The sequence below is a fragment of the Neptuniibacter sp. QD34_54 genome (genome assembly GCF_047778055.1).
Lineage (GTDB): Bacteria > Pseudomonadota > Gammaproteobacteria > Pseudomonadales > Balneatricaceae > Neptuniibacter.
The window spans coordinates 2,447,700-2,463,869 of record NZ_CP180546.1; the positions used below are offsets into that span (position 1 = coordinate 2,447,700).

16 protein-coding genes are annotated in these 16,170 nt (G+C 44.3%); 3 read left to right on the forward strand and 13 right to left on the reverse strand.

The window, feature by feature from the left end; translation table 11 throughout:
* Nucleotides 1–2 precede the first annotated feature (2 nt).
* Both ACMXYP_RS11145 and recQ read right to left on the reverse strand, forming a co-directional pair.
* Nucleotides 3–422 (reverse strand): YqaA family protein, encoded by a 420-nt coding sequence (locus tag ACMXYP_RS11145; protein ID WP_415881718.1) that lies wholly within the window; start codon nt 420–422, stop codon nt 3–5.
* Entirely contained in the window at nt 419–2,545 is a 2,127-nt protein-coding gene (gene recQ / locus ACMXYP_RS11150) for a DNA helicase RecQ (RefSeq protein WP_415881719.1), read from the reverse strand. Before recQ ends, ACMXYP_RS11145 begins: the two co-directional genes overlap by 4 nt.
* Nucleotides 2,546–2,672: 127 nt before the next feature.
* On the opposite strand from recQ, the gene ACMXYP_RS11155 reads away from it, so the two are divergent.
* Nucleotides 2,673–3,257, forward strand: a complete 585-nt coding sequence (locus ACMXYP_RS11155) for a YecA family protein (protein ID WP_415881720.1) — start codon at nt 2,673–2,675, stop codon at nt 3,255–3,257.
* Between the two features lie 80 nt (nt 3,258–3,337).
* Here the strand turns inward: ACMXYP_RS11155 and ACMXYP_RS11160 are convergent, their stop codons facing one another.
* On the reverse strand, nt 3,338–3,856 hold the full coding sequence (locus ACMXYP_RS11160) for an RNA methyltransferase (protein WP_415881721.1): 519 nt from the start codon (nt 3,854–3,856) through the stop codon (nt 3,338–3,340).
* A 124-nt stretch (nt 3,857–3,980) separates the two neighbouring features.
* Nucleotides 3,981–5,087, reverse strand: coding sequence for an adenosylhomocysteinase (locus ACMXYP_RS11165; protein WP_415881722.1), 1,107 nt, complete (start codon nt 5,085–5,087; stop codon nt 3,981–3,983).
* Between the two features lie 200 nt (nt 5,088–5,287).
* Between ACMXYP_RS11165 and ACMXYP_RS11170 the strand changes: the two genes are divergently transcribed.
* A complete protein-coding gene (locus tag ACMXYP_RS11170; protein WP_415881723.1) occupies nt 5,288–6,919 on the forward strand; it encodes a diguanylate cyclase domain-containing protein in 1,632 nt (543 codons plus the stop codon).
* A gap of 123 nt (nt 6,920–7,042) precedes the next feature.
* Here ACMXYP_RS11170 and ACMXYP_RS11175 read toward each other — a convergent pair whose 3' ends face one another.
* From ACMXYP_RS11175 to ACMXYP_RS11210, 8 genes are all read right to left on the reverse strand, one after another.
* Complete coding sequence (locus ACMXYP_RS11175) at nt 7,043–7,906, reverse strand: restriction endonuclease (protein WP_415881724.1); 864 nt, start codon at nt 7,904–7,906, stop codon at nt 7,043–7,045.
* A gap of 124 nt (nt 7,907–8,030) precedes the next feature.
* Nucleotides 8,031–8,393, reverse strand: a complete 363-nt coding sequence (locus ACMXYP_RS11180) for a hypothetical protein (protein ID WP_415881725.1) — start codon at nt 8,391–8,393, stop codon at nt 8,031–8,033.
* A 1-nt stretch (nt 8,394) separates the two neighbouring features.
* On the reverse strand, nt 8,395–8,844 hold the full coding sequence (locus ACMXYP_RS11185; RefSeq protein WP_415881726.1) for a hypothetical protein: 450 nt from the start codon (nt 8,842–8,844) through the stop codon (nt 8,395–8,397).
* A gap of 105 nt (nt 8,845–8,949) precedes the next feature.
* Nucleotides 8,950–9,621 (reverse strand): hypothetical protein, encoded by a 672-nt coding sequence (locus ACMXYP_RS11190; protein WP_415881727.1) that lies wholly within the window; start codon nt 9,619–9,621, stop codon nt 8,950–8,952.
* A gap of 356 nt (nt 9,622–9,977) precedes the next feature.
* Nucleotides 9,978–10,337, reverse strand: a complete 360-nt coding sequence (locus tag ACMXYP_RS11195) for a hypothetical protein (protein WP_415881728.1) — start codon at nt 10,335–10,337, stop codon at nt 9,978–9,980.
* Between the two features lie 705 nt (nt 10,338–11,042).
* Nucleotides 11,043–11,501 (reverse strand): glycine zipper 2TM domain-containing protein, encoded by a 459-nt coding sequence (locus ACMXYP_RS11200; RefSeq protein ID WP_415881729.1) that lies wholly within the window; start codon nt 11,499–11,501, stop codon nt 11,043–11,045.
* Nucleotides 11,502–11,751: 250 nt separating this feature from the next.
* Nucleotides 11,752–13,530 carry an ABC transporter ATP-binding protein gene (locus ACMXYP_RS11205; RefSeq protein WP_415881730.1) on the reverse strand — a complete coding sequence of 593 codons (1,779 nt, stop codon included), beginning with the start codon at nt 13,528–13,530 and terminating at the stop codon, nt 11,752–11,754.
* Between the two features lie 120 nt (nt 13,531–13,650).
* On the reverse strand, nt 13,651–13,887 hold the full coding sequence (locus tag ACMXYP_RS11210; protein WP_415881731.1) for a YdcH family protein: 237 nt from the start codon (nt 13,885–13,887) through the stop codon (nt 13,651–13,653).
* Nucleotides 13,888–14,053: 166 nt separating this feature from the next.
* Between ACMXYP_RS11210 and ACMXYP_RS11215 the strand changes: the two genes are divergently transcribed.
* Entirely contained in the window at nt 14,054–14,518 is a 465-nt protein-coding gene (locus ACMXYP_RS11215; protein WP_415881732.1) for a methylated-DNA--[protein]-cysteine S-methyltransferase, read from the forward strand.
* A 74-nt stretch (nt 14,519–14,592) separates the two neighbouring features.
* Here ACMXYP_RS11215 and ACMXYP_RS11220 read toward each other — a convergent pair whose 3' ends face one another.
* Nucleotides 14,593–16,149 carry a methyl-accepting chemotaxis protein gene (locus tag ACMXYP_RS11220; RefSeq protein ID WP_415881733.1) on the reverse strand — a complete coding sequence of 519 codons (1,557 nt, stop codon included), beginning with the start codon at nt 16,147–16,149 and terminating at the stop codon, nt 14,593–14,595.
* Between the last annotated feature and the right edge of the window lie 21 nt (nt 16,150–16,170).

Below are 16,170 nucleotides of genomic sequence, written 5' to 3' on the forward strand. Positions count from 1 at the left end.
CCTTAAATCACACCAACAATAATCAGATATCGGATCGCTTTTCCCAAAGTGATCATCAGTACACTAAGCCAAAAATTGGTTTTTAACCAGCCAGCAACCAAACAAAGCGGATCACCGATCAACGGAACCCAAGACATTAACAATGCTACAGGGCCATATTGAGTGAGCCATCGTTGCGCTTGCTGTTGTCTAGGAGATGATAGTGCGCGTAGAGGATAGTAATGGGCAATTCCCCAACCCATCAAGAAAGTCACAATGCCGCCCAAGGCATTGCCCGCGGTCACTGCAGCCCAAAGACTCCAAGGGTTATGAACATCTTGAGAAAGTTGCCAAGCCAGCAGAACTTCGGAGCCGCCGGGTAACAATGTAGCCGATACAAAACCACTAATGAATAAAGCTGAGAGACTCAGATCTTCGCTCACGCGGATTCCAGCCCAGCCTTAATACAACGAAGAACCCCAACCTCATAGACGCCAGCCAAGGCTTCATGTACAGGCTTTAACGCTTGGCCAAACTCCTGCTGGCATTCCAGCATCACCTGCTCAACATGGCTGAACTCTTTCTCAGGAAGATCGACCACATCCTTAACAGCCAATTCACCTTTTTGGATCGCTTGGGCTAAGTGGCCGTAGATCGCATTAATCGATAGATGCTGTTGCCTTGAAACTTGATCAACCGTCATGCCACTGCGATATAGCACAACCGATTCCATTGCCTGAGTCGCGACATTATCGGCTTTGTGCTGATCCTCGAACTCTTCAATCGCTTGAATAAAATCAGCACCGTAAAGGTCTAGCTTCCGTTCACCCACACCGTTCAAGCGTTTGAACTGATCTGAGGTTTGCGGGCGATACATCACCATTTCCATCAGTGTGGCATCGTGGAAGATCACATAAGGTGGTACATCCTGCTCATCAGACAAGCGTTTACGCACCGCTTTAAGCTCATTCCACAATGCGTAATCTTCTGCTTCCAGCTGACTCTGCGGTACTTGGTTTTTACGGTAAGGCGTATGCTGACGCTGATCTTTACGCAGTTGGATTTTGGTTTCACCACGTAAAAGCGGACGACACTTATCGGTAAGGTGTAAAACGCCATGCTGATCGACATTCACGCCCAACAATCCACGAGCCACCAGCTGACGGAAAACAGAGCGCCACTGGTTCTTATCCAGTTCTTTGCCTATGCCCCAAGTAGAAAGCTTTTCATGGGCGAAGTTTTTGGTTTTCTCATTCGATTTCCCCATCAGGATATCGACCACATGATTCACACCAAAACTCTGCCCAGAACGGTAAACCGCCGATAAGGCTTTACGTGCCGCTTCAGTGCCATCCCAAACAGGAACAGGCTCTAAACAGGTATCGCAATTGCCACAAGGCTGATGATCTTTCTCACCAAAGTAACTTAAAAGCACCTGACGACGGCAGCTCGTGATCTCACACAATCCAAGCATCGCTTCTAGCTTCTGGCGCTCAACTACCTTCTGCTCTGCTGGCGCTTGCGAGCCTTCCAACATCTGACGCAGGAACATCACATCCTGCAAGCCATAAACCATCCAAGCATCGGCAGGTAATCCATCACGGCCCGCACGACCAGTTTCCTGATAATACGCTTCAATGCTTTTTGGCAGATCCAAGTGAGCCACATAGCGCACGTTCGGCTTATCAATTCCCATACCAAAGGCAACGGTCGCCACCATGATGATATTTTCTTCAGTCAAAAAGCGATGCTGATTATGACTTCGAAGGTCTGCCGCGAGTCCCGCATGATAAGGCAGCGCATTAAAGCCCTGTTCGCATAACCAAGCGGCAGTATCTTCTACCCGCTTGCGAGAAAGGCAGTAAACAATACCGGAGTCTTTTGGGTGTTCATCTTTGAGGAACTTTAACAGCTGCTTTTTAGCGCTGTCTTTCTGCCCGATGCGATAACGAATATTTGGGCGGTCAAAACCTTGGATAAACTCTGCAGGATTGGTCAGCGCTAATCGTTCAACAATCTCTTGCTGAGTGCGCTCATCCGCAGTTGCCGTTAACGCAATACGCGGCACACCAACGAATAACTGAGCCAACTGACTTAGCTGCAAATATTCTGGTCTAAAATCATGCCCCCACTGTGATACACAGTGCGCTTCATCGATAGCAAAGAGTGCAATTGGGCAGGACTGAAGCAGAGAGAGCGTGCGCGGCTGAAGTAGTCGTTCCGGCGCAATATAGAGTAGATCAAAGCCACCGGATCTTAACTGATGCTCGGTTTCATTGATCAAAGAGAAATCCATGCTCGAATTCAAGCACCCTGCACGAATACCCCATTGCGACAGCGCAGTGACCTGATCTTGCATCAACGCGATCAGCGGCGAGATAACAATAGCCGTGCCCTGCCTCATCAACGCAGGTAGCTGATAACAGAGTGATTTACCACCACCTGTAGGCACAACCACCAAGGCATCTTGGCCATTTACCAGGGTATCTATAACTTCGGCTTGGGGCTCTCGGAACTGATCGTAACCGAAAACCTCTTTGAGGATCTGTAACGCGCTTGAATTCATGGCTGGATTATCCAGAAAGCGCGTGCCTTTGTCACTGACAACCGTATTGAATTGAGCAGTTAAAAAATACTGCTAAATCTGACCAAGCAAGTTAAAATCAGCGGCATAACCTTTTAGGAATATATTCATGACTCTCACTTCAGCGAATGCACTTACCGATTCAGAACTGGATCTACTGGACGACTTCCTTTATTCCGATGCTGTTTCAGAAGACTGCCTTGATCTTATCGGCGTTCACGGCTTGTTTAGCGCGCTAAATATCAGCCCTACTCCTCTTGATGAATCCACGTGGATGGAACTGGTTTTTGATCAGACGCCAAACTGGGAATCAGAAGCGCAAGAAGCTGAGATCATGGGCCTACTAAAACGCCTATACAGCACGATTGGCGGCCAGCTATACAGCGACGGCGAAATCGAATTACCGTGCGAACTATCTCTAGACGCTGAAGAAGATGAAGATATCTCGCCTCTAGCATGGTGGTCACAAGCCTTTATGGAAGGTGTGTTCACTCAGGAAGAAGAATGGTTCGGCAGCAAGAAACAGGAAGAAGTAGCTGAGATGCTTCTACCAGTAATGGTTGCATCTGAACTGTTTGAAGAAGATGACATCAACAAGATTCGTGAAGATGAGAAACTATGTGCAGAGATGTGCGCGCAGATTCCAGAACTGCTGATCGATCTGTACCTATACTTCCACGCACCAGATAAGTAAGTTCGCTTTCTATACGCTTACTTAAGCTAGCCTAGTTCACGAACTAGGCTAGTTATCTCGCCTTTCAATACAGCCTGTCGTTAAACCTTAAGCTGATTATTGCGATCACGCGATGTACGGATCAACTCATCTCCAGACGCTTTCGGGCCTAACTTAGCAATACGATCATAAAGCACAACATTCACCGTTGCGGCTAAGTTCATGCAACCAACAGTCGGAATGTAGATCACATCTTCACACCAAGCCACGACCTCTTTATCGATCGAGCGATCTTCAGGGCCAAAGATATAATAAGCATTTTCTGGGTGCTCGTAGTCGATCAAGGAAGTCGCACCTTCCACCAGCTCAATCGCAACCGGTCTAGCACCTTTTGGAATCGACGCTTTAAAGCATTCAATATGATCTAGCGGGATACGCTCCAGCATATTGCGGGTATCTGTCTGCAGTCGCTTATTTTGTTCCTGCGCTTTGTTAAAACGATTACCCGTGTAGGTAACAGATTGCACGTTGTAGCAACCCGCGGCACGCATGATCGCCCCAACATTCTCAGGGCTTTTGGGATCAGTTAAACCTATATGGGCTTGATGACTATCAGACATATTTATACTGCTTTCTTAATAGTGCGCTAAAAAGCAGGGATTCTATAGTATTTCGGCCAGTGAGAACACGTAAAACAAGGCTCGGAAGCACAACCGAGCACCTGTTTTTCTACTACTTTTCAGGTTAACCAAAGTGCGCAAGCCAACGCTCAGCCAGATCTCGTCTTTCCGGCGTAGGTAACTGATCCAATCCGGCTGGCAAAGATTGGCTACGAATATAGTTAATCGCCTTAATCACCTCTCCTTGTACAAGGTAGATATAAGGGCCAACCTCAGCGTTATGGATAAAGTTAATCGCATTACCCCGATTGCCCAAGTAAAAGTACTGGCCCAAACGCTCGTACCGCGCAATATGCTGGGTTTCCTGACTCACCGAGAAATTGGTATCAGCACGGCTGAGCTCCAACTCATCATCAGAGGAAGTTACCGAAAAGATAAATGCGCCGTTTTTGATGCGGTTAAAATCATGATTATTCAGCGATTGATTGCCCGTCGCGCAAAAGATCACATCACTACTCTGCAAGGCATCCTCTTTATTGATCAGATCAAAACCACGCGATCTCGCCTCGATCGCACGAATCGGATCGATCTCAACCACCTTGGTATTAATATTCTTTTCATGCAGCGCCTTAGCAATGGAGCGGCCGATCTTGCCATAACCAAACACCACCGCATTACCACCATTCATAATTTGGTGGCATTCACGCATCAAAGCCTCAGCGGAATACACAATCGATTGGCCGGTCAGATAATCTTCGGGACTTTTTAGTGGGCTACGGGCAACCGATAATACCGGTACCGGCAGTTGCTCATGCTCAAGATAACGTTGTAAGCCATTTTCAGTGACCTCTACCACGCCCAGCAGATTGGCTTTTAATCGATCAGGCAATTGCGACAACGCCGAGGCAAAATAGCCACCAATATCGACTAAGATCATATCCCCTTCTGGGATATATTCATTCAAAATTGCTGATATGACCTCGACGGAACTGATCTGAGAGCGCTTTTTAATCACTACCTGAAACCGTTGTTCTACCTGTTCTAGTGTTGAGCGGCTGATACTTTTTGGCTTTGGTAACACCATTTTTACACGGCAAAATTGCTCCAACGCATCCAAAAAAACTGGTGGAGTATCAAGTAGATGGGTGACAACAACCAGTTTTAGTGTGTCATCTTGGGCTGGACAGATATCCTCAAAAAAATGCCGAGCTTTCATAAATAAAGGGGTCATCATTCTCTCCTAAGTATGTTGATCCCTCTGTGTAAATTATCGGAGCGCCAATCTCAAACAATTGTTTAATTTAAACGTATGTTTTATTCTTTTATCCTTACTTAAGACATTACGAATATTTTATTCGTAGCCGCCCCTAAAAAGGCTTTTGAACGATATTGCTCACTCAATAGAAGTTTGATCAAAATGCCAAGGTCAGTATGAACGCACAACAGAACGATCCTTCTAAGCTACACCCACAAACAGAGCTATCTCTGCTTGACCAACTTGGTGACATGATTGCCATCGTTGATCAAAACAATAGGTTTGTGGCGGTAAACAAAGGCTACGAAAACTTTTTTGGTATTCATAAAGATGCGTTTGTCGGCAAAACCGTTGCCGAAGTTCATGGCACAGAAGCCTATGAACAACAGATCAAAAGCGCGCTCGAACAAGCCTTTATGGGCAAAAAACATAAAGTTCGCATCAGCCAGACCTCTATCTGCAAACAGCAGCATAGTTTCGAAGGAAAATTTACCTCCTACTCCGGTTCACTGATCACTGATCTAGGCGCGATGGTCGTGTTGCACGACATAACCGACCTTATCGAAACCCAGCAAGAACTGGAGCGCGAGCAAGAACTGCTACACACCATTATCAACGCCGTACCGGACTTTATCTTTGCCAAAAGCCCTGAAGGGGTTTATCAGCTGTGCAACAAAAGCTTTGAAGAGTTTCTAGACACACCCGCCGAAGATATCTTAGGTCGGACTGATTACGAGCTGATGTCGAGAACCTCGGCCGAGTATATTTCCATTAAAGATAAAGAGGTAAAAGAAACCCTAGAAGCACAACGCTGCGACGAATGGGTTTCTTACAAAGATGGCCGCCGCCGCTTATTGGACATGTACAAGCTGCCGCTTAAAGAGAGCAACTCAACTGAGACTGGCGTCCTAGGCATAGGGCGTAATGTTACCTTTGAACGCGAAGCCGAGCAGAACCTACTCCTCGCTTCCTTAGTGTTTGATGCCACACCAGATCCTTGCATCATTCTATCCGACGAAGGCGAGATAATATCCAGTAACGAAGCGGCGCAAAACCAGTTCCCTCAGCTCAAAGATAAAACGCAAAGCCTTCAACTAAATGAATTGCTATACAGCCCAGAACGTGACGCTATCGATCTGGACAGACTGACCGAATCCAATGGTAGCTGGTGCGGTGAGATCTGCAGTCACGACCACAGAACCTATTTCGCCACCCTGAACGCGGTTCAAGGCCAATCGGTACAATCCAATAAATTTGTACTGATCGTACGTGACGAAAAGACCCATAGTGCAATGGCAGATAACCTGCTGACCAAAGCCTATCAAGATCCACTCACCGATCTACCCAACCGCCGTCTCTTCTACTCCCGTCTCGAAAGCGCGATCTCCCGTGCAGAAAGGCAACTAAGCCAACTGGCGGTTATCTATATCGACCTGGATAAGTTCAAACCGGTAAACGACCAATACGGCCACGCCACCGGTGATAAAGTCCTACGCGAAGTCGCTAAACGCTTAAAACACTGCTTCCGGTCCACCGATACCATTGCTCGTATTGGCGGCGATGAGTTTGTAGCACTGATTGATATCGAAAAGCGCGAACAAGCGATCTTAGTCGCAGAGAAATGCCTAAACAGCCTAGTCGCCCCGTTTGATCTAAAACCGGCGCAACATATTATTTCAGCGAGTATCGGGATTAGCATCTTCCCAGAAGATGCAGGCAGTGCAGAGATATTGATACAGCGAGCAGATAAGGCGATGTATCAAGCTAAGCATTCGGCTGATACATCGGTTTGTTATTTTTCTGAGTGAGGTGGATTAGGGGCTTTCGCCGCTAAATACAGGAAGGATACTGCAAAGATCGGGTGTGGTTACTTGTTAAGTATTTTACATGCAGCTAATAACCAAGTAATTAAAGGGCTCTGCCCCAATTAATTAGATTTTGATACCTCGCATCCAGGTTAGTATGTCAGCATGCCCCTTCAAGGACATTTTGTACTTGTGCTGTTCAGCGAGCACAGTGGAATCTTTAGTGAACCGAGAGGATGTCACAATCATTGAATGCGAGGCATTTTCTAAGTGCATTGTGCCTATCATCTCTCTAACTAAAGACACACCTACAGGATGGTTTTCTGAATACTTTTTGCAGTCAACTATAGTTAATAAACTACCAAAATCACTGTGTTTTAAAGCATAAATATCAACGCCACCATCCCTAGTTTGCTGAGTTAACTCAACTTCATAACCATGTTGCTGCATTATATAGGCGATTAGTTCTTCGAATTTTCTAGGCTCTAGCTCATACATTGCTTTAGGGTTGCGTATGAGATATTCCGTCAGCTCTTGGTATATATCTGAAAAACTTGTTTTTATTTCCGGGCTTTCAATAATCTCAATTTTTGGCGCTTGGAATTCGAGACTTGGCTTTTCCCCTGTAAGATAAGCATCTATCTCATTGTAATTCCAACTTACTATTGGAATTTTACCATTTTGGATTATTGGAGATAGGACATTTGTTGCTCCAGGTTTTAGTATCGCTAAAATAGGCTTTCCAGATTCATACGCTTTTTCCGTTTCGAATTCTTGCCTCCGGCTCCAATCATCTCCAACAAGAGCAATTACTGTTGAAGAACTAGATATCTTTGAAGTAATAATCCTTTGTAGCTGTTCTTCGCTTGAAACGTCGCTCAACCAATCAGCTTCCAACTCATGCGTACTTTGAAACGACTCCTTCAGCATTTCAGCTAAAGATTGATCTTGATAGTTATGAGAGATAAAGATCTTCTTTTTCTTGCCCATTAGCTCCTCGGAAATCTAACGCCCGGTTCAACTGCCGGAGGCTACTGGCTCCTTTTGTGCGGGTTTATGCACAAAAGGTGACAGTGGCCGGAGGTAAGATTGCAACCGCTTGTTATGAACAATTTTATTTGAACAGATCATCATAGAAACTATTTATCTGTGGGTTTTGAAATTGTACGGCTCTTAAAAGCTCGTATGCATTTGGTGTTTTGGGTAATTTCCCCAATAAAGATCCGTATTCATCAATAAATTCAACAACCATCTGTTCATCCCAACAATATTTCTCATCGTCTAGGTAGTACTTAAAGTGTTGTTGATAAATCCTTATATTTCGCCCAATGTAATTAGCAACATAAACCATATCCACACGTGAATCTGGCCCCACCATTGGCGCAACAGGATCTTGGCTTCCCCATGAAATCTGGTTGTGTTGGGTTAGTTCAATAAGTTTATCTATTATCTCAGCGGTTTGTCTTGTACTGAACATATTATTTACCTGTAATTAAAGACTTTCTGTGATGATATAGCTCAGCTGAAACCACGGATAATCGTTTTTTAATTTCTCTTGCCGAATCTTCATTCTTATCCACCCAAAACCAAAGCTTTGAACTGTATTTTTTTATAACATTTCTTGAGCTTTTTATATCAGCCAATAAGTCTCCACTAGCTCCCTTTTCCATGGCCCGAAGCTCTACATCTGCTAGGGCAAACAACTCATCTATATCGTTTTTATTTTCTACGTATGATTTCAACAATGGTGAAATATCTGATGATATTTCAGTTATTTTTTTCATGTGGTCGTCTACGCTAGAACGAAACAAAAATCTTTTCTTAATCCCAAACAGCATTAAGAATGTAATTAAAGTCAAAATCAAACCTACGATGGAAGCCCAACTTCCAAAATTATTCAGGTTTAATGTTTCAAGTAATTCGGTCACTTACATAATCTCATTTTTAGCTCAGGTTTAAGTTCATAACGCCTAACATAAAAGGCCGGAGCGCAACGGCGGTCCGAGCCCGTAGGGCAATCTTTGATGTTTTTGTTATGAGTATTTCTTGAGAACAAGAGCTTTGCATTTATCATAGATTCCTTTGACTTGATCAGGTATGTCTATCCATGTAAACGCCGGATCCATTGTCCCTATTGGGTTATGCGTTTGACCTAATACATAATCCATTTCCATACGAAGTAGATACAGAGCCTTCAATGAACTTTCAAAGCCAATTTTAAAATCCTGGTCGCTCTTTTCTAATATGGTTTTAAGATTTGGGTTTGCTGGATTTAATTCTTTAGACTTATTATGAACCAATTCATTCCTCGCCTTGATTAGCTTTCCAAGCGCGTTGAACGCAGGTCCTGATTTATCTATTGATCTGCCACATACTAATTTTGGTATTACAACCCATTTGGATTGCACATTTAGCTTGTCTAAGTGCTGCTGAGCGTACTTATCTCCCAATTGAGTGCCTGCGTAATTATTAATAGCAGATTCCACACACATAGATGAAAAGACTATCGCCTTAATCCCATGCTCTGTAGCTTTTCTATAAAGTTCTGATTTCTCACCCTCATGCATACCACTAGTATCAGTGGCTTCAACATTGAGGCAATTAACATACTCATCCTGAGCTATATCAAAATAAATATGATGCAGGGCATTCATTCTGGCCGAGCAGTCTCTAGGGTGCTCTACATAAATACGCTCACCTTTCAATCTAGGGCTCCTTTACTCATAACGTTTATCAAATTTGTGTCCTATAGCCTTAAGTCCTTTTATTAAGCTAGTTTCACCTGTAAGGCCAAAGGTTAGGAAAACAACCCCGAGAATCAATCCGGTCAAACTACTTAATTCAGGAGTGACTACAGCTAGAAGCAGAAAAGCTGAGAATAGGATAAATACGAGTCCTATCACTACTCCTAGAAACATCATTACTATTCGCACTTTGACCTCATTCGCCTTACATATAACGTCTAAGAATAAATAGGGTCAGAGTAAATTTTCAATAAATCATACTCTGACCCATTTATCGTAAATAAGAACTATTCCTAAGAATGTTATTTGATATCTTATTAAGATTTATTATTTAGAGTTTCAAACTGCTCAGCTAACGTTTTTGTACACTGCCGAAGAGGCTCACCCATTCCAGATACTTTAACTTCACCATTTGCTATTGAAGAGATAGTAGTAACTATTGAGTCAGATTTAGCTAATTTAGCTTGTTTTTCAACAACATCTTGAAGGAAAGTTTTTAGCTTCTCTTTATCATCGCTACCAAGAAGAACTACACAATCGAGAACATGATGATAACCACTAACTTGATCTCCCGCCGCTTCACCAGCATTCTTAATATATTTAGAATATAAAACGCCACCGACTATAGCTCCCCCAATGGCAGCACCTATAACTATATCTTTAATATTAATATTCATTTTCTATCTCAATAATTGAATTAAAAATAACGCCATACATCATGGAATTAAAGGGGTCAGAGCCCTTTAATTCTTTCAGTAACAGATGTGGAGAATTGAAAAGGTAGGAATAAACGAGAAATTTCAAAAATCCTTCCGTGACAAACAGCGCGCGCTCGATATCAATTGATATACGAGGGGTACTCTACCCACACTAGACTTCCATCTGTCTGTTTTATAAGACCTTTTTAACTTAGCACTGAATACAAATCAACTATCAAATATATTGGTTTTAAACAGTAGGTGACGCCCAAACAAAAAAGGCCCTGCTTTCCAGCAAGGGCTTTCAGTAACAATGAACTTAGGATTAATTATTTCACGAGCAGTGCCTGCACGGATAAACACCCCATTCATCTCAACTAAACACAGCACTAAGCTTTGCTATCACAGCTACACAGAAAGCATAGATGTGTTGATTACTCATAAAGAAGAATGCAGCAAACAGTAACCACAGATGGATAGTAAACCAGAACAGAACCGGATGTTCTCTGCGCTGCAAGATTTCCAGAATATAGGTCTGTCCTGAATAATTGGGGTCAGAGTAAATTTTCAATAATTTAGACTGTGCCCGTCCTTTATCCCCTAGCTATGTAAACAGGCAGTGCGCGCCCAAAAAAAAGCCCCTGCTATCCAGCAAGGGCTTTTTAAATGAGAGCTAACTTAGGCTTAGTAAGTCACGCGAGCAGTACCTGCACGGGTTAGCACCCTTACACGATCGCCTGCTGCGAAGGCTGGTCCACCGTCCATCTCTTGGACGATGGATACCATATTGCCATTGTCTAAGCGCACAGTGATCTCCTGTCCTTGTGCACGCGTTAGCATCTCTTCTGCTTTTTTACCTGCGACACCACCGGCAACCGCACCTAATACCGTCGCGATATCTTTACCGCGGCCACCACCAACATTGCTGGCTGCGATGCCACCCACTACAGCACCTGTTGCACCACCTACTACACCACCGGTTCCTTCAATAACTACAGGAATGGCAGATTGCACAACACCGTACTGAACTTGCTGAACTTGGCGTGCTTCACTACGCGAATAGGTTGTACCGCTTAAATTACTTACACAACCACTTAGTGTTAGCGCACATAGCATTGTCACAACAACTGCATACTTACTCATAGGTGTTTCCTCTTATCTGATCTTCATATCAGATGATTTGTTCGGGCCAAAATCCCTTTCTACTATCAATTACATTTTAGCAATTAATACCCTGAAACCGTTTTATAGCCTACTCGGGCCTGCCCATCCATCTTTGATTGTCCATATTGACAGCCTTGAGCTTAATTCGATCCACGCCGACCCATAAATATTATTCACTGAGTTTACACCTTGAGCATGTACCAAAGATGAACCAACTCAGCCATAGCGTTTATTGATATTCACCGTAGAGCCTAGAGTAAAGGCCATTACTTTGTAATAACTCTGAATGATTGCCCTGCTCGCAGATCTTGCCATCTTCAAACACATAGACATGATCGGCTTGTTTTACTGCACTTAAACGATGAGCCACGATGATGGTAGTACGATCTTTTAGAAAGCTCTTTAAAGCCTGATGTAAATTCAGCTCGGTCTCTGCATCCAATGCCGAGGTTGCCTCGTCTAGTACGACAACCTTAGGGTCACTTAACAGCATACGTGCGATAGCGATACGTTGGCGCTGTCCTCCGGAGAGCCTTACGCCCTGCCGCCCAACCTGCGTATCCAATTGCTGCTCTAGTGATTTAACAAACGGTTTTAACTGGGCTACATCTAAGGCATTCCAAAGCTCTTCATCTGAATAGCTTTTTCCCATGGTCAGATTGCTACGAATCGAACCGTTAAACAGAGCAGGATGCTGGAGTACGGTTGCGACGTTATCTCGAACGCAAGCCAGACCTATATCTTTGATGGAGACACCGTCAAAGAACATCTCCCCTTTCTCGATTGGGTATAAGCCCAACAGCCCCTGCACTAAGGTTGATTTACCGCCACCACTGGCACCGACTAAAGCAATCTTTTGCCCTGTGGGGATATCCACCGAGACGCCTTTGAGTACCTCGACTCCGGTTTCATAACTGAAGTGAATATCTTGTAATTTGACCGCGACAGTCTTCTTGCCTTCAAATGGATTAACCTTGGCTGGGTACTGCGGCTCCTCTTTAAAATCTGCCAAATTGTTGATCCGCTGCAGAGCGGCTTTAGCAGCGTAATAACTATATTGGATGCCTAGAATCTCTTGCACTGGCGCCATCATAAACCAGAGGTAGCCAAACACAGCCATCATCTCACCAATGGTTAGATCGGAGAAAACCACCATTAGCATTGAAACCGCTCTAAAGAGGTCAACGCCGATCATGAACAAGACAAAGCTTAAACGATTGGCCGCATCGCTTTTCCACTCAAATGCGGTTGAATGATCACGTACGGTTTTGGCCTCTGCAATCAACCCTTTGAGATAATGCTGTTCACGGTTACAGGCACGCAGTTGCTGGATATTGTCCAGCGTCTCGGTTAATGCCGATTGGAAAACCTCAAACGCTTTGTTCTCCTGACCTTTAAGATGCTTAACCCGCTTGGCAACCATGGTGGTGAAATAGATCACCACCGGATTAAGAAACAAGATAAACAGGGCAAGCTGCCAATGCATCCAAAGCAAAATAATGGCGGTACCTAAGATCGATAGGGATGCAATCAGTAGGCGACTGAGCGAGCTACCGATAAAGCGATCTACAGTATCTAGATCGGTCACAAAGTGAGATGAAACCGCACCGCTACCAACAGTTTCGTATGCGGCCATTGAGATCTTTTTAAGCCGCTCTAATAAGCCAACCCGAATCCGATAAGTTACATCTTTGGAGATAATGCTGAATTGGCGCGCCTGCCAAACGTTCATCATCAGCGCGACTAAACGTAGAAACAGTGTGACAAACAGAATCACACCGATAAACAGTACCGGCCCATGCCATTCTGGCGGAAACATAGGGCCTACAGTTTCGACAATAAACCCAGGTTGATCTAAAAGGACTTCATCAACCAACAATGGCATAAACAGTGGTAGCGGAACAGAAACCAAGGCGGCAAAAAAAGCGATTATGTTCGCTTTAATTAGCTCCGTTTTATGCTCGGATGCCACCTGTAAGATATAGCGCCAATTGTAGTACGGCTTCACAAACTATCCTTTTTACGCAAACTCAGTAATAACTAAATTGTACTCGTTAAACCTCGATCTAGATTAGATAGAGCAAAAAAAACCCGCAATATCTGCGGGTTTTCTAAATAGGCTTGGCGATTATGCTTGTAGCATTTTGTAAAGCTTATCTTTTAACTTAAGGCGCTTAAACTTGGCTGCTTCTTCAGTTTGAGTGCATACCGGCTCAACCTCAGATTCCATTCGCTCAACATCTTTTGTCACCTGATGGTACTCATCGAATAAGCGAGCAAAATGTGCATCTTCCATTTTTAGATTGTGAATACGGTCACGGTGCTCTGGAAATTCGTGAATCAAATCATGATGTTCAATAGGCATTTGATGTTCCCCTTAATCGTTCTTTCTTATCTCTTTGACTTCAGTCTCCTCCTCTGATGACCACAAAGCATTGACGGACATCAATACAGGCTCCAAACTATAAAAAGAAATATAGAACCAACGAACAAGTCCTAAATATTGGTTCCCTGAAGCGGAGGATAAGACAATGTATGCAGCAATTATGAACACCGCCTTGGGCTCTCTGCTTATTAAAGCCAACAACAGTGCTATTACCTCGATTCATTTCCTACAAGATAATGAGACAGTGCCTGAACTCTTGGGCAATGCATTAACCAATCAGTGTGTCTCTGAGCTGAGCGAATACTTTGCAGGAAAGCGCGTAAGGTTTGATGTTCCACTCGCGCCTAATGGCACAAAGTTCCAGCAATCCGTGTGGAATGCATTGAACGATATCCCTTACGGTAAGACCTGTAGCTATGGTGAAGTAGCCAAGAAAATAGGCAAGCCGAAAGCCGCTAGGGCTATAGGGATGGCAAACAACCGCAACCCGATCCCCATTATTATCCCTTGTCATCGTGTTTTGGGCAGTAATGGTAATTTAACAGGTTACGCCGGCGGGCTTGAGAATAAGAGTTATCTGTTAAATTTGGAAACTAAAGACCTGATCTAACCCAACCTTATTTAAGACAGAATAAGAGGCACAAAAAAGGCTGCAGATGCAGCCTTTTTCAATTTGGATAGAGCTTAAACACTTACACTCTGGACAATGGTTTTTGAGGTATCAGCAAGGTCAACAGAGGATCGCTCTGTAGCTTGAGCAGCCAACTGAGCAACTTGCGCGGCTTCCTGAATAGACATGATGTTTTGCTTTAATTCTTCCGCAGCATTACTTTGCTGAGAGGATGCAGCGGCGATCATGGTACTCATATCATCAATGCTACCTACACCCGCCATAATCTCTTGCAGCGCAGAACCCGCTTCACCGGCTTTATCAACACAGCCTTTTGCTGAGTCCTGACTTTTCTCCATCATCGACATCGCCTGAGCGGCTTCGCCCTGAAGCTCTGCGATCGTGGTATCGATCTCTTTAGTAGAAAGCTGAGTACGTTTAGCTAGCTCTCGTACTTCATCCGCCACAACGGCGAATCCACGTCCCTGCTCACCGGCACGCGCCGCTTCGATTGCGGCGTTCAATGCCAACAGGTTGGTTTGATCGGCTATCTCGGAGATTACTGAGGTCTTACTCGCGATCTCTTCTGTCGCCTGACGCAAACTATCAATCTGCTGAGCCGCTTGCTCAACATTATCTGCAAGGTGGTGAATCGCATCGATTGTACCTTTTACAATCGAGTGACCTTGATCGGCTGTATTGGTCGCTTGTTTAGTTTCTTCGGAAGTAGTTCTTGCATGCTGCGCCACCTCTTCAATAGCAATAGAAAGGTTTTGGATATGCGCTGAAACATCTTCAATTTCTAAGCTCTGACGTTCGATCGCTTGATTGGCCTGACGCGCAATACCGATCGTATCTTCACCCTGCTGATTTAGCTCTTTGGCCGAATAAGTAACACGGGCATTGGCAGAGCGGATTCGCGCCTGATCTACCATGGTACCTAGATAGATCGAACCCACTTCACTCACTGAGTTTGCGTACATCTCTTCTAGTACTTTTGAATCTAGCATACGCTTAGCACGGGACTGCAGGTACCTTAGAGGGCCTAACCAGTGATAGGACAAGCCTGCACATAATATAAAAGCACCTAGGCCTGCACCCATTGTGATCATCGGTGACCACTGTGTGAAGTAGCCTGCGCCCATAGGAATAAGCACCGCTAACAACAACATAATGATGATCTTGGTCTGAATAGACATATCGTGCATCGAGATACGACGACTGTTGTTATTCAGTCGACTATAAACATCGTTTGCGCGAGAAACTTGACCGGAGGTAGGCACTGTTCGAACAGATTGATAGCCGATGGTTCGACCAGACTCCACAATCGGAGTTACATAAGCATTTACCCAGTAGTAAGAGCCATCCTTACAACGGTTTTTTACTATACCGATCCAAGGTTTATTCTCTTTTAACTTAGACCACAGGTCGCCAAAAACCGGTGGGGGGACATCTGGATGTCGAACAACATTATGAGAGCGGCCAATTAACTCATCCCGAGTAAAACCTGATATATCCACAAAGGCATCGTTTACAAATGTTATCTGGCCTTTTAAATCCGTGGTGGAAATCAGCGGCGTATCGTTACTGAATTTACGCTCTGTATTATTGACGGGTTGGTTATTTTTCATCTCAGCCCCTGTTACATCTCA